Raw genomic sequence first — 24051 nt, 5'->3', positions numbered from 1 at the left:
GCGGAGTTTACTAGGAACTGGATGAAAAGGCCTGTCAGCCAATCGCCCGCAAGTGCACGGCGAAGCGCTCGGCCAGCCACTGCGCGGCCGGACCCAACGGTTCGTCGCGCCGCCAGGCCAGTTCCGCCACCAGCGCCGGCGGGCGCCACTCGCTGTCCAGTTCGACCATCTGCGTCTGGTAGGTGGGGTACTGCACCACATGCCGGGGCAGCCAGGCCCAGCCCAGGCCGCGCATCAGCAACTCGGCCATGGCGTAGAAACTGTCGGCGCGCCAGACCTGCGGGCTGATCGCCTCGCCGCCCGGGTAACCGCTCTGCTGCGGAGTGATCAACAACTGGCGGTGGCGGGCCAGTTGCTGGCGGCTGACCTTGGCCAGGTGTGCCAACGGATGATCGATGGCACACACCGTGACCATCTCGACACTGCCCAGGGCGCGCCGCTCCAACGAGGCAGGGATGCTTTCGTGGTGGAAGAACAAACCCAGGTCGGCGCGCCGCTCCACCAGCTTGCGCGCCACATCGCCCTGGGCGCCGCTGGCCAGTTGCACTTCCAGGTAGGGATAGCGCGCCGCCAGCTCGTCGAGGCTGTCGATCACCGGCTGGTAGGGCATGGCCTCGTCCTGGGCCACCCGCAGCAACGCCTCCTGTCCACGCATCAAGGCCAGCGCCCGGCCATCCAGGCGCTCGCACTGGCGTAACAGCTCACGGGCGTCCTCCAGCAAGGCGGCGCCGCTTTCGGTCAGGCGCGGCTGCCGGCCGCTGCTGCGTTCGAACAGGGTCACCCCCAGGTCCGCCTCGAGCAAGGCAATGGCGCTGCTGATCGCCGACTGGGCCTTGCGCTGCTCGCGGGCCACGGCGGAAAACGACCGCAGCTCGGCGGCCCGCACGAACAGACGTAATTGCTCGAGGCTCCAGTGTTCAGTCATTGCCATCCTATCTCCAAAGCAGATAGGTAATGACTTTACCGCATCCGGGGATTCCCTAGAATGCCCATCCAGCAACGGAGGACCCGCACCATGAACGCCTACACCTATCTCGCCATCGCCATCTGCGCCGAAGTCATCGCCACCGCCTCCATGAAAGCGGTCAAGGGGCTGAGCACGCCGTTGCCGCTGCTGCTGATGGTCTGCGGCTATGGCGTGGCATTCTGGATGCTGACCCTGGTGGTGCGCAGCATTCCGGTGGGCATCGCCTATGCGATCTGGTCGGGGCTGGGGATCGTGCTGATCAGCATCGCGGCGCTGGTGATCTACGGGCAGAAGCTGGATGTGCCGGCGATGCTGGGCATGGCCATGATCGTCGGCGGGGTGGTGGTGATCCAGGTGTTTTCCAATACTGCCGGGCACTGATGCTTCCCTGAGGATTTTGGGGCTGCTTTGCGGCCCTTTCGCGGCACAAGGCCGCTCCTACAGGGGACCGCGTAAATCCTGGGTCTGCGCGGCCCCTGTAGGAGCGGCCTTGTGCCGCGAAAGGGCTGCACAGCAGCCCCAGGATCGCAAAGCCCACGCCGCCCCGACGCTGTATACTGCGCACCTGTCCCAGTTTTCGAGGTGCCCGCATGCCATCCGCCATTACCACTGACGTGCTGATCGTCGGCGCCGGGGTCGCAGGCCTCTGGCTCAATGCCCGGCTGCGCCGCCTGGGCTATTCGACGGTGCTGGTGGAGCGCGCCAGCCTGGGCGGCGAGCAGACCATCAAGTCGCAAGGCATCATCCATGGTGGCACCAAATACGCCCTGCACGGCGCCCTCAGCGGCGCCTCCGAGGCCATCGCCGACATGCCGCGGCGCTGGCGCGAAGCGCTGGCCGGCAACGGCGAGCTGGACCTGACCGGCACCCGCCTGCTCTCCGACGCCCACTACCTGTGGTCCCCCGGCACCCTGGCCGGCAACCTCACCAGTTTCTTCGCCAGCAAGGCCGTGCGTGGCCGGGTCGACCAGGTCAAGGGCGAGCAACTGCCGCCGGCCCTGCAGGACCGCGCCTTCAAGGGCAAGGTCTACCGCCTGGCCGAACTGGTCATCGACGTGCCCAGCCTGCTGGCCAACCTGGCGCAACTGGCGGGCGACAGCCTGCTGGCCGGCGAGCGGATCGAGCCACTGCGCGACGGCGATGAACTGGCCGGGCTGGTGGTCGATGGCCGCGAAATCCGCGCCCAACGCATCGTCCTCAGCGCCGGCGGCGGCACCGAAGCGCTGCTGCACGCCCTGGGGCTGAGCCAACCGGCCATGCAGCGCCGTCCGCTGCACATGGTCCTGGCCAAGGGCCCCAATCTCAAGCCGCTGTACGCCCACTGCCTGGGCGGCGGGCCCAAGCCGCGCATTACCGTGACCACCCACCCGGCCGCCGATGGCCAATGGGTGTGGTACCTGGGTGGCGACATCGCCGAGGCCGATGGCGTGGCCCGCGAGCCCGCCGCGCAGATCGCCGCGGCGCAAAAGGAAGTCGCCAGCCTGTTGCCGTGGGTCGACCAGGCCCAGGTGCGCTGGGCCACCCTGCGGGTCGACCGCGCCGAACCGGCGCAATCAGGCCTGGTGCGTCCGGACAACGCCTTCCTCGCCGACCAGCAGCGCCTGCTGGTCGGCTGGCCGACCAAGCTCGCCCTGGCGCCGGACTTCGCCGATCGCGTACTGGCCAGCTTCGAACGTGACGGCATCCGCCCGGCAAGCCGGCCGGACCTTGCCGACCTGCCTCGTCCACCGCTGGCGTTGCCGGCCTGGGAGCAACTGCTGCCATGACGCTGCCGACCCTGCACGATCATCACCGCCCCCTGGGCAGCACGGGCCTGCGGGTATCGCCGCTGGGCCTGGGCACGGTCAAGCTTGGCCGCGACCAGGGCGTGAAATACCCCAACGGTTTCACTATCCCCGATGACGAGGCCGCCCGCCTGCTGCTCGCCCAGGCCCGCGAGCTGGGTATCAACCTGATTGATACCGCGCCAGCCTACGGCCGCAGCGAGGAGCGCCTCGGCCCGCTGCTGCGCGGTCAGCGCGAGCAGTGGGTGATCGTCAGCAAGGTCGGCGAAGAGTTCGAGGCCGGCCAGTCGCACTTCGACTTCAGCGCCGCCCACACCCGCCGCTCGGTCGAGCGCAGCCTCCAGCGCCTGGAAACCGACCGCATCGAACTGGTGCTGGTGCATTCCGACGGCAACGACCTGGCGATCCTCGAGCAGCAGGGCGTGTACGAAACCCTCGCCGCGCTCAAGCAGGAAGGCAAGATTCTCGGCTATGGTTTGTCCGGCAAGACTGTCGCCGGCGGCCTGAAGGCGCTGGAGCAAGGTGATTGCGCCATGGTCACCTACAACCTCAACGAGCAGGCGGAGCGGCCCGTGCTGGACTACGCTGCCGAACACGGCAAGGCCATCCTGGTGAAGAAGGCCCTGGCCAGCGGGCATATCTGCCTGGCGCCCGGGGTCGATCCGGTGCAGGCCAGTTTCGAGTTGCTGTTCGCCCACCCGGGCGTGAGCAGTGCCATCGTTGGCACCATCAACCCGCTGCACCTGGCCCACAACGTGGCCACCGTCGCCCGCATCCTGGGCCGGCCCTGAGCCGCCCGGGCGGGGGCCCAACGCAAGGAGGAGCCTCGTGCCGCGTACGCTGATCCGCAAGAATCCGAGCAACTTCAAGACCCTGCCGCTGCATGTCGAGGCCACGCCCGAAGGCCTGGCCTACCAGAGCATCGGCATGCCGCTGAACTTCGCCCAGACCCTGCAGCGGCGCAAGGCCATCCAGGTCGCCGACCCCGAGCACTTCGTGGCGGAACTTGCCAACCTCGGCGTGTCGGTGCGACTGACCCTGCACTGGCAGGGCCGCGACTACTGGGTACTGGTCCGCCAGCGCCGCCAGGACCGTGGCGATGTGGTGCTCAAGCTGATTTCCGGCTATGTCCCGGCCCACGAGCTGAACCTGCCGCTGCACACGGCGATCCAGGAAGTGGCCGAGGAATGCCTGCTGGAAACCCCGGAGGGCTGGCTGGGCGGACGCTTCAACGACACCTGGTTGCCAGCGCCCTATGCCGACGCCCTGCACTATCGCGAGGCCCTGCCGTTCGTGCTCTCACCCGAGTCCGGTGCCGCCCGCCCGGTGCATTGCGCCAAGCTGATGCTGCTGGAGCGCCCGCGCGCCTATGTACACCTGCCCACCGCGTCGTTGCAGCTGATCTACGACCTGCGCCTGCAGGTGCCCAGGGAGGCCAAGTCGCTGAGCCTGTTCCATGTCGACGAGCGCCTGGAGGGCGATCAGTTGGTGGCCAGGCTCAATCGCAAGCGGCCGGACCTCTACCTGATGCCGCTCAAGGACGGCCAGCCAGTGGCCGAGCTGTACACCTTGAAGAAGGACCAACTGACACCCGCGGGCACGCGCGGATTGTGGCTGGCGGAGAGTTTCGCCCGCCAGGATGGCTGGGTGGTGCGGGATGAGCGGGTACGCTGGAAGGACTGGCTGAAGCAGCAGGGGCTGGTCGAAAGCAAGCCCGCGCCGGCGTCGCACCTGGAACGATTCGGGGACAAGGCACGGGAACTGCTGGCCCGGGCGCGGACCTCACTGCATAAATGAACGCGGGGCAAGCCCGCTCCCAGCATTTCGTGGGAGCGGGCTTGCCCCGCGACTTGCAACGTATCAGTGCTTGCGGATCTTCTCGACGATCGCCGTGGTCGAGCTATTCTCCACCAGGCCCAGCACCTTCACCGTGCCGCCGTAGGCCTTGACGATATCGGCGCCGACCACCTGCTCGATACCGTAGTCCCCCCCCTTGACCAGTACATCCGGCTTGACCTGGCGCAGCAGGTTCTCCGGCGTGTCCTCGGGGAAGCTGATGACCCAGTCCACCGCACCGAGGCCGGCCAGCACGGCCATGCGTCGGTCGACGCTGTTGATCGGCCGGCCCGGGCCCTTCAGGCGGCTGACCGAGGCATCGTCGTTGATGGCAACGATCAGCCGGTCGCCCTGGGCGCGAGCCTGTTCCAGGTAGGTCACGTGACCCGCGTGAAGGATATCGAAACAGCCGTTGGTGAAGACGATCTTCTCGTTGTGCGCACGGGCATCATCGATGGCCAGCAGCAGTTGCTCCAGCCCCAGCACACCCCGCTCCGAGCCCTCTTCACGCTGGATGGCGCGACGCAGCTCGGGGGCGCTGATGGCAGCGGTACCCAGCTTGCCGACCACGATACCGGCGGCCAGGTTGGCCAGGGCGACGGCATGCGGCAGGTCTTCGCCTGCGGCAATGGCGGCGGCGAGCGTGGAGATCACCGTATCACCGGCACCAGTGACATCGAACACCTCGCGAGCGCGGGCCGGCAGGTGCAAAGCCGGGTGGCCGGTGCGCAGCAGGGTCATGCCGTGCTCGCCACGGGTCACCAGCAGTGCGCCCAGGTCCAGCTCTTCGAGCAGCTTCAGGCCTTTGGCGACCAGCTCGGTTTCATCGGTGCAACGGCCAACGATGGTCTCGAATTCGCTGAGGTTCGGGGTGATCAGGCTGGCACCGCGGTAGATCGAGAAATCCTTGCCCTTGGGATCGGCCAGCACCGGGATGCCCTTGCTGCGGGCAGCCTGGATGAGCGCCTGATGGTTCTGCAGTGCACCCTTGCCGTAGTCGGACAGCACCAGCACCTTGACGCCTTCAAGCAGGTTATCGACCTCCGCGCCCAACGACAGCGGGTCGGTGGCGAACGGCTCTTCGAAGTCGATGCGCAGCAGTTGCTGGTGACGGCTCATCACCCGCAGCTTGACGATGGTCGGCTGGTGAGCGATGCGCTGGAAGATCGAGCGCACACCGGCGGCGTGCAGGCTGTTGGCGAGGCTGTCGGCAGCCTCGTCCTGGCCGGTGACCCCGACCAGCGCGGCCGGCGCGCCGAGGGCGGCGATGTTCAAGGCCACGTTGGCCGCGCCGCCGGGGCGATCCTCGATCTGATCGACCTTGACCACCGGCACCGGCGCTTCAGGCGAAATACGCGAAGTACCGCCATGCCAGTAGCGGTCGAGCATGACATCGCCGACCACCAGTACCGGGGCTTGATCGAAACGCGGCATGGACAACTTCATGGGCAACCCATTTTTGGAAAAGTGAACAGGGGCAGGATATTAGCACAGGGATGCGCAGGGCTTTACGGCCAACCGCGGCGATGCTGTATCGATTGACCGGCGAGGCCTGCCAGGCCTCGCCGTGACGCTGACTCAGGTGATGTTGGCCTTTTCGGCCTCGTCCAGCCCCATGGCGTGCAGACGGGCGTAATGGCCATTGGCCTGGAGCAGTTCGGCGTGAGTGCCGCGCTCCACCAGACGCCCCTGGTCCATGACCAGGATCAGGTCGGCCTTCTCGATGGTCGACAGACGGTGCGCGATCACCAGGGTGGTGCGCCCCTCCATCACATGATCCAGCGCCGCCTGGATATGCCGTTCAGACTCGGTATCCAGGGCCGAAGTGGCCTCGTCGAGAATCAGCAGCGGCGCATTCTTGAGCAAGGCCCGGGCAATCGCCAGGCGCTGGCGCTGGCCGCCGGAAAGCAGCACACCGTTCTCGCCGACTTCGGTATCGAAACCCTTGGGCAACTGGTCGACGAACTCCTTGGCATAGGCATCGGCGGCGGCGGCCTCGATATCCGCGCGCGGCGCGCCGGCCAGATCGCCGTAGGCGATGTTGTTGGCCACGGTGTCGTTGAACAAGGTGACATGCTGGGTCACCTGGGAAACATGGCGGCGCAGGTTGCGCAGGCGGTATTCCTCGATCTCCACGCCGTCGAGCAGGATCTGCCCTTCCGTATGGTGGTAGAAGCGCGGGATCAACGCCGCCAGCGTCGACTTGCCACTGCCCGAGCGACCTACCAAGGCGATCATCTGCCCGGGCTCGGCGGTGAAGCTGATATTGCTGAGCACCTGACGTTCGGTACCCGGGTAGGTGAAGCTGAGGTTGCGCACGTCCAGGCGCCCCTCGACCCGCTCTTTCTCGATGGTGCCGTTGTCGACTTCGGGCTTCTCGTCCAGTTGCTCGAAGATGCTCTCGGCGCCGGCAAGGCCCTTCTGGATGGTCGAGCTGACTTCGGAGAGCTGGCGAATCGGCTTGGGCAGAAGGCCTGCCGCGGTGATGTAGGCCACCAGGTCACCCGCAGAAGCCTCACCACGCAGGAACAGCACCAGGAACATCAGCGCGGCCATGGCGGTGTAGATCACCAGTTGCAGCATCGGCGTGTACAGCGCGCCGGTCTTGGTCATGCGCAGTTGCTTGTCGGTGTTGCTCTGGCTGGCCTTCTCGAAGCGGCGCTCCTCGTAGCTTTCGCCACCGAAGCTGCGCACCACGCGGTAACCCTGGATGGTCTCGGAGGCCACGTGGGTAACGTCGCCCATGGCCACCTGGATCTTCTTGCTCTGCTTGCGGAATTTCTTGCTGGCGGTGCTCACCATCACCGCGATCAGCGGCAGGATCGCCACCATCACCAGGGTCAGCTTCCAGTTCATCCACAGCAGGTAGGCAAACAGGAACACCACCGTCAGGCCCTCACGAATGACTACCTTGATGGCATCGGTGGCGGCGCCGGTGACCATGGTCACGTTGAAGGTGATGCGCGAGATCAGGTGCCCGGAATTGTGGTTGTCGAAGTAGCGGTTGGGCAGGACCAGCAACTTGTTGAACAGCTCGACCCGCAGGTCGTGCACCAGGCACAGCGAGACCTTGGACAGGTAGTAGTTGCCGAGGAACGAACCCAGGCCCTGCCAGGCGGCAATCAGGATGATCAGCAGCGGCACCGCCTGCAGCAACTGCAGGTCGCGCAGGTAGGGCACGTCGGGGAACAGCACCGCCTGCGGATTGCTCAGCCCATCGACGAAATACTTGAGGATCCCGGCCAGCATCGGCTGGGTCGAGGCGAAGATCACGAAGCCGACGATGCTCAGCAGGAAGATGCCGATGTAGGGTTTGACATAGCCCAGCAGGCGCAGATAGATCTTCAGGCTTGCGGGGGAAGACGATTCGGGAACTGTCATGAGAATCCGTCGGGTCAAAAAGAGTCGGGATTATACCACACACGGTGTCTTGCACCGCCCGCCACAGGTTAAGATAGACGGCTGTTCCGAACCCTGGCCCCGGAGGCTTGATGCACGCACTTGACCACGCCCGTTACCTTGCCCTGCGCGAGGGCGCCCACGTCCTCGAGGCCGACGGGACTGGCGACAAGGTCCTGCGCCTGAGGGACGGTTCGATGCTCAAGCTGTTCCGCCGCAAGCGCCTGATCAGCTCGGCGGCCTGGTATCCCTACGCCCGGCGTTTCGCCGACAACTGCCAGGCCCTGGCCGAACGCGGCATCCCCTGCCCGCAGGTCAAGGCGGTTTACCGTATCGCCGAGATTGCCCGCGATGCCGTGCACTATGACCCGCTACCCGGTCATACGCTGCGCCAACTGCTGGAGCAACCCGGCAACCACCCAGGCTTGCGCGACCAGCTCGGACGTTTCATCGCGGCGCTTCATGAAGCGGGGGTGTACTTCCGCTCCGCGCACCTGGGCAACGTGGTGCTGACGCCCGAAGGCAAGCTGGGGTTGATCGACGTCGCCGACCTGCGCATGTACGCCAGGCCACTCCGCCGCTCACAACGCCAGCGCAACTTCCGTCATATGCTGCGTTACCGGGAAGATCGGGCGTGGTTGCTGGGTGACGGCGACAACGCCTTCATCGAAGCCTATCTCGCCAGCCAGCAGGTCTGCCGCCGCCAGGACCTGGCCAACGCACTGGCCTGAACGATAATGGCCGCCCGGAGGCGGCCATCTTCATCATCAGCTCGAACGTCGCTGCTGCAACCCACGGCCAAGCACCATGGCTGCCGGCAACAGGACCAATGGCCACAGCTCGTCAGGGTTGCCGATCAGCTTGCTGCCATCGAAGTTGAGCATCACCAGGGCACAGGCCAGGTACATGCCCCAAGGGTCACGAAGGCGCAAGGCCTGGACCAGGGTCATCACCACGATGACCAGGAACAGGACCAGCGAGACGCCACCGGTGTAGAGGCCCAGGGCAACGAAGATATTGTGTGGATGCTGGATCGGCATGAAGCCGCTCAGCAGCTTGTCGGTATGGAACTCGACGCCGCAGCCGACCATCCAGCCACAGTTTTGCCACTCGCCGACCATCACGTGGAACAACTCGCCACGATAGGAATCACCGCGCTCGAACAGCGAATGGAACCAGGCCATGTCCTTGACCAACCAGAGGGCGATGCCGCCAAGTACCGCGAATACCAGCAGCCAACTGCCGGCCACGCGCGGGAAGCGCCACAGCGCCCAGCACGCCCAGGCGGCAAACAGGAACGCCGCGCCGACCATCGCGGTACGCGTCTGCAGGACGAAGGTAATCGCCACCACCGACAGCGCCACGGCGGCAAACGCTTCGACCCAGCGACGACGGTGCAACCACCCCGGCATGGCCAGCGCCAGCGCACAGAGCAGCCATATACTGGTGTAGATCACGTTCTGCATGCGCGCGGGCATCAGGCTGACCCGCTCACCCAAGGCGTAGATGCCGGTCAGGTAGGCAAACGCCGAATAGCCGAAAATGTAAAGGCAGATGATCCAGAACAGCGCACGCGCGAACACTTCAGAGCGGAAGAAGCCCTGATTCGTCAGCCCTGCCACGGCAAAGACAAAGAGCGCTACATAAGCAATGTGCTTGTAGAACTGCCCATCGCCAGCAATCGCTGCGGGTACCAGGAACCACAGCAGGAATACCAGCCACACCAGCCCAAGCTTGTCGCCAAACAGCCCCGCGCCACGCTCCTTGACCAGGAACACCAGGCCAGGCAACGCGATGAAGGCGTAGAAAATGTTGTTGGTCCATTTCGATGAGGCCATCAACACGAAGCTGGCCAGGAACGCGATCAGCGCAGCGCTGAAGTAACGCCTGCTCGTGCGGTTGTCGTTACCAATCCCTTCAAACATCCTTCAACACCCATCCCAGCAATAGTCCGATAACCAGCACGCCCAACAGACGAATGCGATCCATGCGCTTGCGCCGTGCCTTCTTGATTTTCTCTTCCGCCATTTCCACATGCTCGCCGAAACCGGTATGCAGCACGGCGTCGTTCTCCAGGATCAACGCATAGCGGTCGCGCTCGGCGTACAACCGCGACAAGCTCTTCTCGCCGGAATGCGAGGCGTACGGTGCATGTGCCTGGTAGTCGGCCAGCCTGCGCAGGCCCGGGTTGAACGAGAACCCCTGCCATTCCGCCTTGTGCGAGCCCAGCTTGTGGAAAGCGATGCCCTGCAGCACCTGGCGCTCCTCCAGGAACACATAGGGGCTGTGCACCTGCAGGTCATGATTGAAGCTGCGCAGCCAGACCTGCAACGCTTGCGGGTCGGCCTCCAGCAGTGCCTGGGATTCCTCGATGAAGCCCGGGCGATAGAAGGCCCAGTCATCCTCGCAATGGAACACCCAGAAGGTCTTGATCTGCGAATAGGCGGCGTCCACCGAGCGCAACTGCCCAAGCTTGGGATTGTTGACGATGAAGGTGGTGTGCTCGCGCCAGTGTTCCGGGATGCAGCCACGCACTGCCTCGTCACCGGAGTCTTCGGTGATGAAGACTTCACGGATGGGCGCCGTGTTGTAGCGGTCGAAACTTTCGAGCGTGCGCTTGAGCAGTTCGAATCGACCACAGCTGGTCACCACCAGTGTGATCTCGCTGTTTTCACTGAAGATCATGGCTTCCTCGATGTGTGTAGGGCTTAACGCGACAGGCCGATGGCCAGCAGCACACGCTCCAGCAGGCCAGGCTTCGCGGCCGGGCGCAGCGGCGCGCGCATGGCCTCGGTGATCGCCTGCCCGAGCGCGTGGAAGGTATAGCGCTGCTCGGCCAACTGCTGGCCATTGCGCGAGATACGCTCGGCCAGGGCGAGATCGCCACGCAGCCGGGCGAGCTTCTCGCGCAACTGCTCGAGGTCGCGGTAGAGCACGATATTGTGCATGTCGACGAAGCCCAGCGCCTGGTTCTCTTCCTCGCCCTGGTCATAGGCGAACAGGACGCAGCCACAGGCCATGGCTTCGAAGTTCTTGATCATGTACTCGCCCATGCCGACGTCGGCACTGACGAAAAAGCGGATGCGGCTGAGAGTCCGGCTGTACTCCTCGCCGGATTTGGTACGGGTGATCAGCAGGTTTTCCACCGCCGCAATCGACTCGAGCATCTGCTTGCGCCCGGAGTAGGCCACGCTGCGCAGGCTGCCGACGAACGCCAACTCGATATCACGCTCATGGTTTTCATTGCGCAGCAGCGCCTGGTCGTAACCCTTGGGCACGAAGATCGCGTCGAAGCCTTCGTCGCGCAGGCGTCGGGTGACCACTGCGCCGGAGGTGATGATGCGCGCCCATGGCAGCTGGCGGTAGTACTCGCTGAATTTGCCGGTGTACTTGCAGGGAATGTAATTCTGGTAGGCGTCGTGCTCGAGGATCACCAGGTTCGGGATCGTCCGAATGAAGCGTGCCTGGCGGATCTCTTTCTTGAACCGCAGGAAGAACAGGATGCGGTCGTACTGCTCGACCTGCACATGCTCGCGGAAATAGCTGCGCAGATCGGCCTGCTCGTCACCGGTCAACCAACGGATATCGCACTCGCAGTCGGCCGCGATGCCTTCGTACAGACGGTCCAGGATGGCGCGTTGCTCTTTCTGGACCAGGAACAGGACTTTCACCGTGGTTCTCTCTTGTCGATCATTGTGCCGACCCACAGCAGTTCGTGGCGCCGTACGGCCTTGCGGAAGAATTCATTTTCACCGAATGCGGGCCAGCGCCGGGCGGCGAGGCAGCGCTGCAGGAAGCGACGGATTCGGCGCTTGAGCGGGGCCGCAGGCTGCAGGTCGTGCATCATACCCAAAGCGATGGCCTTTTGCCTCTGCTCTTGCGCATCCACCCCAAGCACCCAAGGGCGCATGGGCATGCCGGCATCGAAGAAGGGTGGCAAAGGTACACCGGTACCGGCATCACCCATCGGCCAACGGTCATTGTCGTGCAGGTGGTTGGCGTAGAACAGCAGGGTTTCAGGCCGCCAGTCGGCGCTCTGCAACGCCTGCTGCAAGGCGTCATGGGCACACACATGGTCCGGGTGCGGATCGAGGGTCGGATGCGGCATCACGATGGTTGCCGGACGCGCGCGCTCGATGAGTTCGCGCAGGTCCTGGACCAGGTTGGTCCAGCTCGGCCGGCCATCGGCATCGCTTTGCAACGCGACTTCGTTGAAACGACGGAATGGCCGGGTGTCGGCCAGGTCCGCCTCGCGCGACGGGATCGATGCCTCGGGCTCGGCCTGCATGGCAGGCAACTGCATGCAGAAATAGCCCAACTGCACGGATTGACTGGAAGGCACGCCGGCCCAACGCGGCACGGCGACGCTGTCCCAGCTGCGCAATTGGCCCTTGAGCCGGGCCGCCTCGACCAGGTCGAGGCCGAAGGTGTCGCGGTAGTACTCGTTCTCGATCTCGCCAGCGGTGAGGGTCACGATCCAGCTGCTCTTCGCCTGGGAATAGGCAGCGAACGCCGCCAGCTCGGCATCGTCGGCATGAGGGGCGATAACCATCAGGGTGCCAGCCAGGTAGTCGGGGTGACGCAGCACCAGCAACTCCATCTCGGGTGCTACGCGACAATGGCGACCACTCAGGCGCAACTGTCCGGCGTTCAGCGCCTCGGCCTGCCCGCTCAGGTTCAGGTAGCGCACACCTCTCACACCCCGCTCGAAGGCCTGGTAATCGGCGACACCACCGTCGATACGTACTGCCGGATCGAACAGCCGCCCCAACCAGCCGGCGCGCAGGCTCACCCGCAACAACAGGGTCTCGCTACCGTCCAGCGTGCAATCGCCCGGCAAGGCCAGCACCCCACCCTGGCTGCGCAGCGCATGACGCTCGCTGGCTTGCAGGTCGTACTGGTAGTCGCTGCCCGGCACATAGAAGAGGTGGTCGGAAAACCAGGCCTCATGAGCCACCCACAGCAGCACCGCGAGCACGGGCGGCAGCCACAGCGCCCACAGCGCCGAGAACAGCAGCACGACCAGCGCCAGCAGCAGGATCACCCGTTTGCGCTTGCGATGGCGTTTGAGCAGTTGCTGTTTGTTGGCGCTCATGTTCAGACCTGGAAGACGTTGACGGGGTTGCACCAACGATCCTTGTACTCCCGGTCGGACCGACCGAACGAGAACCGCAGCGCCTTGCCGCGGGTATTGGCATCCTCCCAGGCGGCCTGGGTATTGAGGAAGCTCAATACGCTACCAGGGCTGAAAGCCTTGGTCTCTGGATCGACACCGCCGTTTACATATTCGACGCTGATCCATTGCGGCGCCTCGACGCGATACACCAGTTGAATGGCGATGGGCGCCCCTTCAAGGAACAGCACCGAACCGATCAGCAGCTCGCGCAGGCGCTCGACCACCTCTGCCATGCGGGCCGCGCCGGTGGCCGGGAAGCCCCAGCGACGCTGGAACAAGTCACAGTACATCGCGGCGGTCTCGGCTGCAGTGAAATCGCCGATCGGTCGCACCTGGCCACCCGCCTCTTCCAGCAGGCGCAGCTCACGACGCTGGTTGTAGCGGAATTTCTTCGACAGATCTTCATGGGGCCGCGCCATGGCCAACTGCTCAGGTTGTGCCTTCAGGCCGGCGAAACGGCCCTGGTTCAACTCCGACAGGTAGCGACCGGCGTGGCGCAGTGGCGCCCCGGCATCGGCGGCGGCTGGCAGGATGATCTCGGCATTGCCCAGGTCGAACAGGCCTTTCTTGCCTTCACGCTTGAGCACGTCCTTGGACAGCGCCAGGTGGCGCCCCCAGGTTGGCAGCGCGGCCTTGAGCTCGGCGCCCTGGAACCAGCCCAGGTAACGCACCGGGATCCCGGCCAGGTCCGCCAGTTGCTCGATCACCAACGGGTGCGTGGCGACACTGCCGCCAAAACGCTGCCAGGCTTCGTTGTAGGCGGCCGCATCGATCACTTGCCAGCCGCGTTCACGCCAGGCCTTGAGATGATTGAGCATCAGGCCTCCGCCATCAGCGCGCGGACGTGCGGCAGTTGCCAGAAGGCATCCCGCACTGCCGAGTCACTGAAGCGCTGCTGCAGGCGCTGCAGCATATGCCCGGCGCATGCCTCGCGCTGCTGCGCGTCCAGTCCGGCCATGTGCTTCAAGCCCTGGGCCAGCTGCGCGGCATCGCCCAGCGGGAACAGCACACCCACACCCTCGACCACTTCCCGGGCGCCGCCACAGGCGGTGGCCAGCACCGGCACGCCAGCGACCATGGCTTCGAGCAGGACCATGCCGAACGGCTCATGGTCGGAGCTCAGGGCGAACACGTCGAAAGCGCGGAAATAGCGGCGTGCATCCGGCACCTGGCCGAGGAAGTCGACCTGCCCGGCGATGCCCAACTCGGCAGCCAGGGCCTTGAGTTTCGCCTCGAGGCGCCCCTTGCCCAGGATCGCCAGGCGTGCACCGGCCGGCAACCCCGGCAAGGCTTCGGCGAAACCACGCAGCAGCGTGGCCTGGTCCTTGTCCGGATGCAGGCGACCGACGTTACCGACCACCCAGGCACGTTCATCCAGGCCCAAGGCCCGGCGCGCCTCGTCACGCGGCACCAGGCTGGCCTGCAGTGCCTCGACATCGATGCGGTTGTACAAAGTCTGGATACGCTCGGCCGGCCACTGGCCCAGGCAGCGTCGCATGTCGTCGCGCACCGCATCCGACACACCGAGCAGGCTCAGGCGCTTGCGGAACAGGTTGGCGAACAGCCGCCGCCCCTTGCGCTCATAATCACCGAAGGCATGGTGCACGCCGATTACCGGCAAGCCGGTCCCCAGCAGCGCAACATAGATCGGCTTGAAGCGGTGGGCGATGCAAAAGCTGAAATTGCGCTGCGCGGCGATCTTGCGCAGCGCGCGGATCGCGCCCAGCTTCAGGCCGCGCACGGCCTTGGAACTGAACTCGAGAAACAGCACCTCGTCCGAGGCACAGCCAGCCGCTACTTTCGCGTCGGCTGCCCCGGTGAGGAACACGGTAGTGACCTTGTAGCCGCTGCCCTGGAACAGGCTGGCGTATTGACGGGCACAATCGAGGAACGGCCCGTCATAGCCATGGCAGAACTGCAGGATGCGCGGTTCAGAGCGGCTGGTCATACGGCGCGGCGCCTTCCTTGACCACCAGGATGTCTTCCATGATCAGGTACTGCAGGTCCGAGCCGAAGAACATGTTCAGGGCGTCGGTCGGCGAGCAGATCATCGGTTCGCCACGGCGGTTCAGCGAGGTGTTCAGCGACACGCCGTTGCCGGTCAGGTCTTCCAGCGCCTTCATCATGTCGTAGTAGCGCGGGTTGTACTCGCGCTTGAGCACCTGGGCGCGCGAAGTGCCGTCCTCGTGGACGACTTCCGGCACGCGGGTCTTCCACTCTTCGGCGACTTCGAAGGTGAAGGTCATGAATGGCGCGGGGTGATCGATCTTGATCATCTGCGGCGCGACGGTGTCGAGCATCGACGGGCAGAAAGGTCTCCAGCGTTCGCGGAACTTGATCTGGTGGTTGATGCGGTCGGCCACGCCTTCCACGCTCGGGCAGCCAATGATCGAACGACCGCCCAGAGCGCGCGGACCGAATTCCATGCGCCCCTGGAACCAGGCCACCGGGTTGCCATCGACCATGATCTTGGCGATCTGCTCAGGCATGTTCTCGAGCTTGCGCCATTTCGGCTGGCTCGGGTGACGGGCACAGGCGGCGATCACGTCTTCGTTGGAATACGCAGGGCCGAGGTAGACATGCTCCATCTTCTCGACCGGCACGCCACGGGCGTGGGAAACGTAGGCGGCCGCACCAACGGCGGTACCGGCGTCGCCGGAGGCCGGCTGGACGAACAGCTCCTTCACATCATCACGGGCGATGATCTTCTGGTTCAGCTTGACGTTCAACGCGCAACCGCCGGCGAAGGCCAGCTTGCCGGTCTCTTTCAGCGTGTCGCCCAGGTAATGGTCGATCATCTGCAGGGCCAGCTTCTCGAACAGCGCCTGCATGCTGGCGGCGTAGTGGATGTACGGCTCGTCGGCGATGTCGCCTTCACGTTTCGGGCCCAGCCACTCGATCAGCTTGGGCGAGAAGTAGAAGCCCTTGCCCTTCTCTTTATAGCGACGCAGGCCGATAACGTTGGCGTATTCGGTGTTGATCACCAGCTCGCCGTTTTCGAAGCTGGCCAGGCGCGAGAAGTCATACTTGCTGGCGTCGCCATACGGCGCCATGCCCATGACCTTGAACTCGCCATCGAGCATTTCGAAGCCGAGGAACTCGGTGATCGCGCCATACAGGCCACCCAGCGAGTCCGGATCGAAGAATTCCTTGATCTTGTGAATCTTGCCGTTTTCGCCGTAGCCGAAGAAAGTGGTGGCGTACTCGCCCTTGCCGTCGATACCGAGGATCGCGGTTTTCTCTTTGAAACCCGAGCAGTGGTAGGCGCTGGAGGCGTGGGCCAGGTGGTGCTCGACCGGCTCGATCTTGATCTTTTTCGGATCGAAGCCCAGTTGCTCCAGGCACCAGACGATCTTCTTGCGGTAGCGCTTGTAGCGGCGGTTGCCCATCAGCAGCGCGTCCAGGGCGCGGTCCGGGGCGTACCAGTAGCGCTTGGCGTAGTGCCAGCGGGCCTTGCCGAACAGGCTGATCGGGGCGAACGGAATGGCCACCACGTCGACGTCAGACGGCTTGATGCCGGCCTGCTCCAGGCAGAACTTCGCCGACTCGTAGGGCATGCGGTTCTTCGCATGCTTGTCACGCACGAAGCGCTCTTCTTCGGCGGCGGCAATCAGCTTGCCGTCGATGTACAGGGCCGCGGAAGGGTCATGGCTAAGGGCGCCGGACAGGCCAAGAATCGTCAGTGCCAAGGGTCTAGCCTCTCAAATCGGTATGAAGTGCGCCAACGGCCATTCGGGCGGATGGCGGCTAAAGGGCGGGATTATAACGCAAAGATGGCGGACACACCGCCCCCTTGTAGGAGCGGCCTTGTGCCGCGAAAGGGCTGCGAAGCAGCCCCGGCAATTTCAGCGGCGCATATGAAATCCGGGGCCGCTGCGCAGCCCTTTCGCGGCACAAGGCCGCTCCTACAGGGTTCGTGCGGGTTATTCGGCGATCAGCCAGTCCATGCGCAAGCTGCCGGCGGTCTGCGCCAGCTCCTTGGCCAGCCACGGCAGCAGCGTCTTGAGCTCATCTTCCAGGCCCCAAGGCGGGTTGGCGATGGCCAGGCCCGAGCCGTTCAGGCCCTGTGGGCTGTCCTGGTGATGCACGTACAACTCGACCCGCAGCAGCTTCGGCGCGCCGGTGCTGGTCAGGTCCTGGTAGAAACGGGTCAGCGAGCGCTGGTCCTTGATCGGGTACCAGATCGCCGCGACAGTCTGGCGCATGCGACCGATCGCCTCTTTCATGGCCACGGTGCAGCGCTTGAGCTCGTCGGCCTGCTCGAACGGCGGGTCGATCAGCATGATGGCGCGCTTTTCCTGCACCGGCAGAAGCGCCCGCGGGATGTGCCAGCCTTCACCCAGGTGAACGGTGACCCGCGGATCCTTCTTCATGTTCTCCTTGAGCAGCGCCCCATCTTCAGGGTGCTTCTCGTTGAGCAAGGCGCGGTCCTGCTGGCGCATCAGGCGGCGCGCGAGCTCGGGCGAGCCCGGGTAGTAGCGCAGCTCGCCATCCGGGTTCAGGCGTTTGATGATGCGCAGGTAGTCTGCGGCCGCTTCCGGCAGGTCGTCGCGGTTCCACAGGCGGGCCACGCCCTCGAGGTATTCGCCGGTACGGCTCGCCTGGTCACCCTGCAGGTCGTAGAGACCCAGGCCAGCGTGAGTGTCGATGTAGGCGAACGGCTGCTCCTTGCGCGACATCAGGGCGATGAGGCGGGTGAGCACGATGTGCTTGAGGACGTCGGCGTGATTGCCGGCGTGGAAGGCGTGACGATAGTTCATGAGGACTCCTGCGGGGGCGCCAAGTTTACCTTGCCTTGCAGCCGGCAAAAAGCATCGCGGGGCAAGCCCGCTCCCACAAATGCCCGAGGACACGTGGGAGCGGGCTTGCCCCGCGATAGGGATAACGCCGATTCAGCAGGCGTTACTTGTCAGCGTGGTACGCCGCATCAGCAGTTTCAAAACGCGAAACCATGCTGTTCGACGGGCTGCCCAGCTTGCTCACCACAAAGATGGCGATGCTGGCGAACAGGAAGCCCGGAATGATCTCGTACAGACCCATGTCCACGTAGTTCTTCCACAGGATCACGGTCAGCGCACCGACCACGATACCAGCCAGCGCGCCGTTGCGAGTCATGCCCTTCCACAGCACCGAGATCAGCACCACCGGACCGAAGGCGGCACCGAAGCCGGCCCAGGCGTAGGCCACCAGGCCCAGCACGCGGTTCTCGGGGTTGGCGGCCATGGCGATGGCGATCAAGGCAACGGCCAGGACCATCAGGCGACCGACCCAGACCAGCTCGGTCTGCGAGGCATTCTTGCGCAGGAACGACTTGTAGAAGTCCTCGGTCAGGGCGCTGGAGCACACCAGCAGCTGGCAGCTCAGGGTGCTCATCACCGCGGCCAGGATGGCCGACAGCAGCACACCGGCGATCCATGGGTTGAACAGGATCTTGGCCAGCTCGATGAACACGCGCTCATGGTTCTCGGTCACCGGACCCGCCAGGTCAGGATGCGCCGAGAAGTAGGCGATGCCGAAGAAACCGACGGCGCAGGTACCGGCCAGGCACAGGATCATCCAGGTCATGGAGATGCGGCGGGCGTTGGCGATCGACTTGACCGAGTCGGCGGCCATGAAGCGCGCCAGGATGTGCGGCTGGCCGAAGTAGCCCAGGCCCCAACCCATCAGCGAGATGATGCCGATGAAGGTCGCGCCCTTGAACATGTCGAAGTGAGCCGGGTTCACCGCCTCGATCGCCAGGAAGGTGGTATCGAAGCCACCGGTGGAGATCAGCACGATGATCGGGGTCAGGATCAGCGCGAAGATCATCAGCGAGGCCTGCACGGTATCGGTCCAGCTCACCGCCAGGAAGCCACCAACGAAGGTGTAGGCGATGGTGGCCGCGGCACCGGCCCACAGAGCGGTCTCGTAGGACATGCCGAAGGTGCTTTCGAACAGACGGGCGCCGGCGACGATGCCGGAAGCGCAGTAGATGGTGAAGAACACCAGGATGACGATCGCCGAGATGATCCGCAGCAGACCGGTCTGGTCTTCAAAACGGCTGGAGAAGTAGTCCGGCAGGGTCAGGGCGTCACCGTTGTGCTCGGTCTGCACGCGCAGACGGCCGGCGACGAACAGCCAGTTCAGGTAGGCGCCGACGGTCAGGCCGATGGCGATCCAGGCCTCGGAAAGGCCCGCGAAGTAGATGGCGCCCGGCAGGCCCATCAACAGCCAGCCGCTCATGTCCGATGCGCCGGCGGAAAGCGCGGTGACCACGCTGCCGAGACTACGGCCGCCGAGAATATAGTCGGAAAGGTTCTTGGTGGAGCGATAGGCGGCGAAGCCGATCAGCACCATTGCCGCAATGTAGACCACGAAGGTGATCGTTAGTGGATTGCCCATGAGTTGTGCCCTGGCGTTGTTTTTATCTCTTGCGACCGCCGCGCACGACGGTTGCACCCAGGCGGCGCATCCTATGCAACAACATGAACGAGGTGCAACCATTTTTCATTTGCAAGTTGCACCCAGCCATGGCTTTTCGGATAAAGCCCCTTTTTTGCTCCTTTTCGGAGCAAACACAGCGTTTTACATAAGCAAAAGCAGTAAAAAAGACCGTTTTGGCTGTAAGGAAACAGCCTTCAGACGAGTTGCACCTTTACCGTGAAGAATTCGGGTTGCACCCGGTTGCACCCGAATTGTCCTACAGGCTAATCTTGCCTTCAGCTTAGGTCACATCCGTGGCCAATAACGAGGATAAGAAATGGCGACGACCACCCTTGGGGTCAAACTCGACGACCCGACCCGTGAGCGACTCAAAGCAGCTGCGCAGTCCATCGACCGCACGCCGCACTGGTTGATCAAGCAAGCGATCTTCAACTATCTCGAGAAGCTCGAGGGTGGCGCCACCCTGAACGACCTCAACGGCCATGCCGCCGCTGGCGATGACGCCGGCGAAGTCGCCGCCGACCACGCCCACCAGTGCTTCCTGGAGTTCGCCGAAAGCATCCTGCCGCAGTCGGTACTGCGCTCGGCGATCACTGCCGCCTACCGCCGCCCCGAGCAGGAAGTGGTGCCAATGCTGCTGGAGCAGGCACGCCTGCCGGCCGCCCAGGCAGAAGCCACCAACAAGCTGGCCGCGAACCTGGCCGACAAGCTGCGCAACCAGAAGAGCGCCGGTGGCCGTGCCGGCATCGTCCAGGGCCTGCTGCAGGAGTTCTCGCTGTCGTCCCAGGAAGGCGTGGCGCTGATGTGCCTGGCCGAAGCGCTGCTGCGCATCCCCGACAAAGGTACCCGTGACGCGCTGATCCGCGACAAGATCAGCACCGGCAACTGGCAGCCGCACCTGGGCAACAGCCCGTCGCTGTTCGTCAACGCCGCCACCTGGGGCCTGCTGCTGACCGGCAAGCTGGTCAGCACCCACAACGAATCCGGCCTGACCTCCTCGCTCACCCGCATCATCGGCAAGAGCGGCGAGCCGATGATCCGCAAGGGCGTCGACATGGCCATGCGCCTGATGGGCGAGCAATTCGTCACCGGCGAGACCATCGCCGAGGCCCTGGCCAACGCCAGCAAGTTCGAAGCCAAGGGCTTCCGCTACAGCTACGACATGCTCGGCGAAGCCGCGCTGACCGAGCACGACGCGCAGAAATACCTGGCCTCCTACGAGCAGGCGATCCACTCGATCGGCAAGGCTTCGCACGGCCGTGGCATCTATGAAGGCCCGGGCATCTCGATCAAGCTCTCGGCCCTGCACCCACGCTACAGCCGCGCCCAGTACGAACGCGTGATGAGCGAGCTGTACCCGCGCCTGCTGTCGCTGACCCTGCTGGCCAAGCAGTACGACATCGGCCTGAACATCGACGCCGAGGAAGCCGACCGCCTGGAGCTGTCGCTGGACCTGCTCGAGCGCCTGTGCTTCGAGCCGTCGCTGGCCGGCTGGAACGGTATCGGCTTCGTCATCCAGGCCTACCAGAAGCGCTGCCCGTACGTGATCGACTACGTCATCGACCTGGCCAAGCGCAGCCGTCACCGCCTGATGATCCGCCTGGTGAAGGGCGCCTACTGGGACAGCGAGATCAAGCGCGCCCAGGTCGAGGGCCTGGAAGGCTATCCGGTCTACACCCGCAAGGTGTACACCGACGTGTCCTACGTCGCCTGCGCCCGCAAGCTGCTGGCCGTGCCAGAAGCCATCTACCCGCAGTTCGCCACCCACAACGCCCACACCCTGTCGGCCATCTACACCATCGCCGGGCAGAACTACTACCCGGGCCAGTACGAGTTCCAGTGCCTGCACGGCATGGGCGAACCGCTGTACGAGCAAGTCGTGGGCAAGATTTCCGAGGGCAAGCTGAACCGTCCGTGCCGCGTGTACGCGCCGGTCGGCACCCACGAGACCCTGCTGGCCTACCTGGTCCGCCGCCTGCTGGAAAACGGCGCCAACACCTCGTTCGTCAACCGCATCGCCGACCACTCGATCTCCATCCAGGAACTGGTCGCCGACCCGGTCGCCAGCATCGAGCGCATGGGCACCCAAGAGGGCAGCATCGGCCTGCCGCACCCGCGCATCCCGATGCCGCGTGAACTGTACGGCAGCGAGCGGGCCAACTCGGCCGGCATCGACATGGCCAACGAACACCGCCTGGCGTCGCTGTCCTGCGCCCTGCTGGCCACCGCCCACAACGACTGGAAAGCCGCCCCGCTGCTGGGCTGCGCCGCCAGCGAACAGCCGGCCGCGCCGGTGCTCAACCCGGCCGACCACCGCGATGTCGTGGGTCATGTGCAGGAAGCCACCGTCGCCGACGTCGACAACGCCATCCAGTGCGCGCTGAACGCCGCGCCGATCTGGCAGGCCACCCCGCCGGCCGAGCGCGCCGCGATCCTCGAACGCGCCGCCGACCTGATGGAAGCCGACATCCAGCCGCTGATGGGCCTGCTGGTGCGCGAAGCCGGCAAGACCTACGCCAACGCCATCGCCGAGGTGCGCGAGGCCGTGGACTTCCTGCGCTACTACGCGGTGCAGGCACGCAACGACCTGCGCAACGACAGCTGCCGCCCGCTGGGCCCGGTGGTGTGCATCAGCCCGTGGAACTTCCCGCTGGCGATCTTCTCCGGCCAGGTGGCCGCGGCCCTCGCCGCTGGCAACCCGGTACTGGCCAAGCCGGCCGAACAGACCCCGCTGGTCGCCGCCCAGGCCGTGCGCCTGCTGCTGGAAGCCGGCATCCCCGAAGGCGTGCTGCAACTGCTGCCAGGCCAGGGCGAAACCGTCGGTGCCGGCCTGGTCGGTGACGAGCGCGTCAAGGGCGTGATGTTCACCGGTTCCACTGAAGTCGCCCGCCTGCTGCAGCGCAACATCGCCGGCCGCCTGGACAACCAGGGCCGCCCGATCCCGCTGATCGCCGAAACCGGCGGCCAGAACGCCATGATCGTCGACTCCTCGGCGCTGACCGAGCAGGTGGTGATCGACGTGGTGTCCTCCGCATTCGACAGCGCCGGCCAGCGTTGCTCGGCCCTGCGCGTGCTGTGCCTGCAGGAAGACTCCGCCGACCGCGTGATCGAGATGCTCAAGGGCGCCATGGCCGAAAGCCGCCTGGGCAACCCGGAGCGCCTGTCCGTGGACATCGGCCCGGTGATCGACGCCGAAGCCAAGGCTGGTATCGAGAAGCACATCCAGGGCATGCGCGACAAAGGCCGCACCGTCTACCAGGTGGCCATCGCCGAAGGCGAGGAAATCAAGCGCGGCACCTTCGTGATGCCGACCCTGATCGAGCTGGAAAGCTTCGACGAGCTCAAGCGCGAGATCTTCGGCCCGGTGCTGCACGTGGTGCGCTACAACCGCAAGGACCTGGACCAGCTGATCGAGCAGATCAACGCTTCCGGCTACGGCCTGACCCTGGGCGTGCACACCCGCATCGACGAGACCATCGCCAAGGTGGTGGACAACGTCAACGCCGGCAACATGTACGTCAACCGCAACATCGTCGGTGCCGTGGTCGGCGTGCAGCCGTTCGGCGGTGAAGGCCTGTCGGGCACCGGCCCGAAAGCCGGTGGCCCACTGTACCTGTACCGCCTGCTGTCGACCCGCCCGGCCGACGCCATCGCCCGCCACTTCCAGGCCGACGATGCGCGCAGCCAGGCCGACACCACCCTGCGCGACCAGCAGCTCAAGCCGCTGACCACCCTCAAGACCTGGGCGGCCAGCAGCCAGATGAGCGACCTGGCCGCGCTGTGCGAGCAGTTCGCCGAGCAGTCGCAGAGCGGCATCACCCGCGTGCTGCCAGGCCCGACCGGCGAGCGCAACACCTACAGCGTGCTGCCACGCGAACACGTGCTGTGCCTGGCCGACAACGAGGCCGACCTGCTGGCCCAGCTGGCGGCGGTACTGGCCGTGGGTAGCTCGGCGGTGTTCCAGGACGGCGAACCGGCCAAGATCGTGCGCGGCCGTCTGCCGAAAGAGCTGCAGGCGAAGATCAAGCTGGTGGCCGACTGGAGCAAGGACGAGGTGGCCTTCGACGCGGTCATCCACCACGGTCACTCCGACCAGTTGCGCGGCGTCTGCGAGCAGGTGGCCAAGCGTGCCGGCGCGATCGTCGGCGTGCACGGGCTTTCGAGCGGCGATCACCAGATCGCCCTGGAGCGCCTGGTGATCGAGCGGGCGGTGAGTGTTAACACCGCGGCGGCGGGCGGTAACGCCAGCCTGATGACCATCGGCTGACGCTGACAGTCGTTGAACGGAAAAGGAGAGCTCAGGCTCTCCTTTTTTGTGGGAGCAACTGTCTTGCCGAGATTTCTCAACCTAGAACAGTCCCTCTATGAAAGGGCCGCTGAGCGGCCCCAGCAATCTTTGCATCAATGCTGAAATCCTGGGGCTGCTACGCAGCCCTTTCGCGGCACAAGGCCGCTCCTACACAGGT

At 64.9% G+C, this 24051-nt stretch carries 19 protein-coding genes; 7 read left to right on the top strand and 12 right to left on the bottom strand.

The genetic code is table 11. From position 1 onward, the window contains the following. Positions 1-34: 34 nt before the first annotated feature. A complete protein-coding gene (locus tag LU671_RS16870) occupies positions 35-925 on the bottom strand; it encodes a LysR family transcriptional regulator (RefSeq protein WP_203648210.1) in 891 nt (296 codons plus the stop codon). A 90-nt stretch (positions 926-1015) separates the two neighbouring features. On the opposite strand from LU671_RS16870, the gene LU671_RS16865 reads away from it, so the two are divergent. The 4 genes from LU671_RS16865 to LU671_RS16850 all read left to right on the top strand — a co-directional run bounded on the left by LU671_RS16865 (position 1016) and on the right by LU671_RS16850 (position 4548). Then, positions 1016-1348, top strand: coding sequence for a DMT family transporter (locus tag LU671_RS16865; RefSeq protein ID WP_203648211.1), 333 nt, complete (start codon positions 1016-1018; stop codon positions 1346-1348). 209 nt (positions 1349-1557) lie between these two features. Beyond that, the gene (locus LU671_RS16860) at positions 1558-2733 is read left to right on the top strand and encodes an NAD(P)/FAD-dependent oxidoreductase (protein ID WP_232856307.1); all 1176 of its coding nucleotides are present in this window, start codon (positions 1558-1560) and stop codon (positions 2731-2733) included. After that, on the top strand, positions 2730-3542 hold the full coding sequence (locus LU671_RS16855; protein WP_203648213.1) for an aldo/keto reductase: 813 nt from the start codon (positions 2730-2732) through the stop codon (positions 3540-3542). Before LU671_RS16860 ends, LU671_RS16855 begins: the two co-directional genes overlap by 4 nt. A 37-nt stretch (positions 3543-3579) precedes the next feature. Further along, a complete protein-coding gene (locus LU671_RS16850; protein ID WP_203648214.1) occupies positions 3580-4548 on the top strand; it encodes a metal ABC transporter ATPase in 969 nt (322 codons plus the stop codon). Positions 4549-4611: 63 nt separating this feature from the next. On the opposite strand, the gene hldE is transcribed toward LU671_RS16850, so the two are convergent. Further along, a complete protein-coding gene (gene hldE / locus LU671_RS16845; RefSeq protein WP_232856306.1) occupies positions 4612-6033 on the bottom strand; it encodes a bifunctional D-glycero-beta-D-manno-heptose-7-phosphate kinase/D-glycero-beta-D-manno-heptose 1-phosphate adenylyltransferase HldE in 1422 nt (473 codons plus the stop codon). A 132-nt stretch (positions 6034-6165) separates the two neighbouring features. Next, on the bottom strand, positions 6166-7968 hold the full coding sequence (gene msbA / locus LU671_RS16840) for a lipid A export permease/ATP-binding protein MsbA (RefSeq protein ID WP_203648215.1): 1803 nt from the start codon (positions 7966-7968) through the stop codon (positions 6166-6168). A 110-nt stretch (positions 7969-8078) separates the two neighbouring features. On the opposite strand from msbA, the gene LU671_RS16835 reads away from it, so the two are divergent. Further along, positions 8079-8717, top strand: a complete 639-nt coding sequence (locus LU671_RS16835; protein ID WP_232856305.1) for a phosphotransferase — start codon at positions 8079-8081, stop codon at positions 8715-8717. Between the two features lie 36 nt (positions 8718-8753). On the opposite strand, the gene LU671_RS16830 is transcribed toward LU671_RS16835, so the two are convergent. The 9 genes from LU671_RS16830 to putP all read right to left on the bottom strand — a co-directional run bounded on the left by LU671_RS16830 (position 8754) and on the right by putP (position 19543). Next, positions 8754-9911 carry an O-antigen ligase domain-containing protein gene (locus LU671_RS16830; RefSeq protein ID WP_232856304.1) on the bottom strand — a complete coding sequence of 386 codons (1158 nt, stop codon included), beginning with the start codon at positions 9909-9911 and terminating at the stop codon, positions 8754-8756. Then, positions 9904-10671: a glycosyltransferase family 2 protein gene (locus LU671_RS16825; protein ID WP_203648218.1), complete on the bottom strand. Its 768-nt coding sequence runs from the start codon at positions 10669-10671 to the stop codon at positions 9904-9906. Before LU671_RS16825 ends, LU671_RS16830 begins: the two co-directional genes overlap by 8 nt. Positions 10672-10694: 23 nt before the next feature. Then, positions 10695-11657, bottom strand: a complete 963-nt coding sequence (locus LU671_RS16820) for a glycosyltransferase family protein (RefSeq protein ID WP_203648219.1) — start codon at positions 11655-11657, stop codon at positions 10695-10697. Next, positions 11654-13081, bottom strand: coding sequence for a PIG-L deacetylase family protein (locus tag LU671_RS16815; RefSeq protein WP_203648220.1), 1428 nt, complete (start codon positions 13079-13081; stop codon positions 11654-11656). Before LU671_RS16815 ends, LU671_RS16820 begins: the two co-directional genes overlap by 4 nt. A 2-nt stretch (positions 13082-13083) precedes the next feature. Continuing rightward, the gene (locus tag LU671_RS16810; protein ID WP_232856303.1) at positions 13084-13980 is read right to left on the bottom strand and encodes an antimicrobial resistance protein Mig-14; all 897 of its coding nucleotides are present in this window, start codon (positions 13978-13980) and stop codon (positions 13084-13086) included. Further along, a complete protein-coding gene (locus LU671_RS16805; RefSeq protein ID WP_232856302.1) occupies positions 13980-15110 on the bottom strand; it encodes a glycosyltransferase in 1131 nt (376 codons plus the stop codon). Before LU671_RS16805 ends, LU671_RS16810 begins: the two co-directional genes overlap by 1 nt. Then, a complete protein-coding gene (locus LU671_RS16800) occupies positions 15094-16851 on the bottom strand; it encodes a carbamoyltransferase family protein (RefSeq protein ID WP_028688304.1) in 1758 nt (585 codons plus the stop codon). The genes LU671_RS16805 and LU671_RS16800 overlap by 17 nt, the downstream gene beginning before the upstream one ends. 234 nt (positions 16852-17085) lie before the next feature. Beyond that, on the bottom strand, positions 17086-17922 hold the full coding sequence (locus tag LU671_RS16795) for a 23S rRNA (adenine(2030)-N(6))-methyltransferase RlmJ (RefSeq protein WP_203648224.1): 837 nt from the start codon (positions 17920-17922) through the stop codon (positions 17086-17088). Between the two features lie 142 nt (positions 17923-18064). Further along, positions 18065-19543 carry a sodium/proline symporter PutP gene (gene putP / locus LU671_RS16790; RefSeq protein WP_232856301.1) on the bottom strand — a complete coding sequence of 493 codons (1479 nt, stop codon included), beginning with the start codon at positions 19541-19543 and terminating at the stop codon, positions 18065-18067. Here putP and LU671_RS16785 point away from each other — a divergent pair. Then, a complete protein-coding gene (locus tag LU671_RS16785; protein WP_232856300.1) occupies positions 19542-19805 on the top strand; it encodes a hypothetical protein in 264 nt (87 codons plus the stop codon). The genes putP and LU671_RS16785 overlap by 2 nt on opposite strands. 96 nt (positions 19806-19901) lie before the next feature. Then, positions 19902-23852, top strand: a complete 3951-nt coding sequence (gene putA, locus LU671_RS16780; RefSeq protein WP_232856299.1) for a trifunctional transcriptional regulator/proline dehydrogenase/L-glutamate gamma-semialdehyde dehydrogenase — start codon at positions 19902-19904, stop codon at positions 23850-23852. Positions 23853-24051: the final 199 nt, after the last annotated feature.

Source organism: Pseudomonas sp. NMI760_13 (assembly GCF_021283245.1).
Classification (GTDB): Bacteria; Pseudomonadota; Gammaproteobacteria; order Pseudomonadales; family Pseudomonadaceae; genus Aquipseudomonas; species Aquipseudomonas peradeniyensis.
The sequence above is the reverse complement of the archived record's forward strand: the minus strand, read 5'-3'. Positions and strand labels throughout refer to the sequence as shown.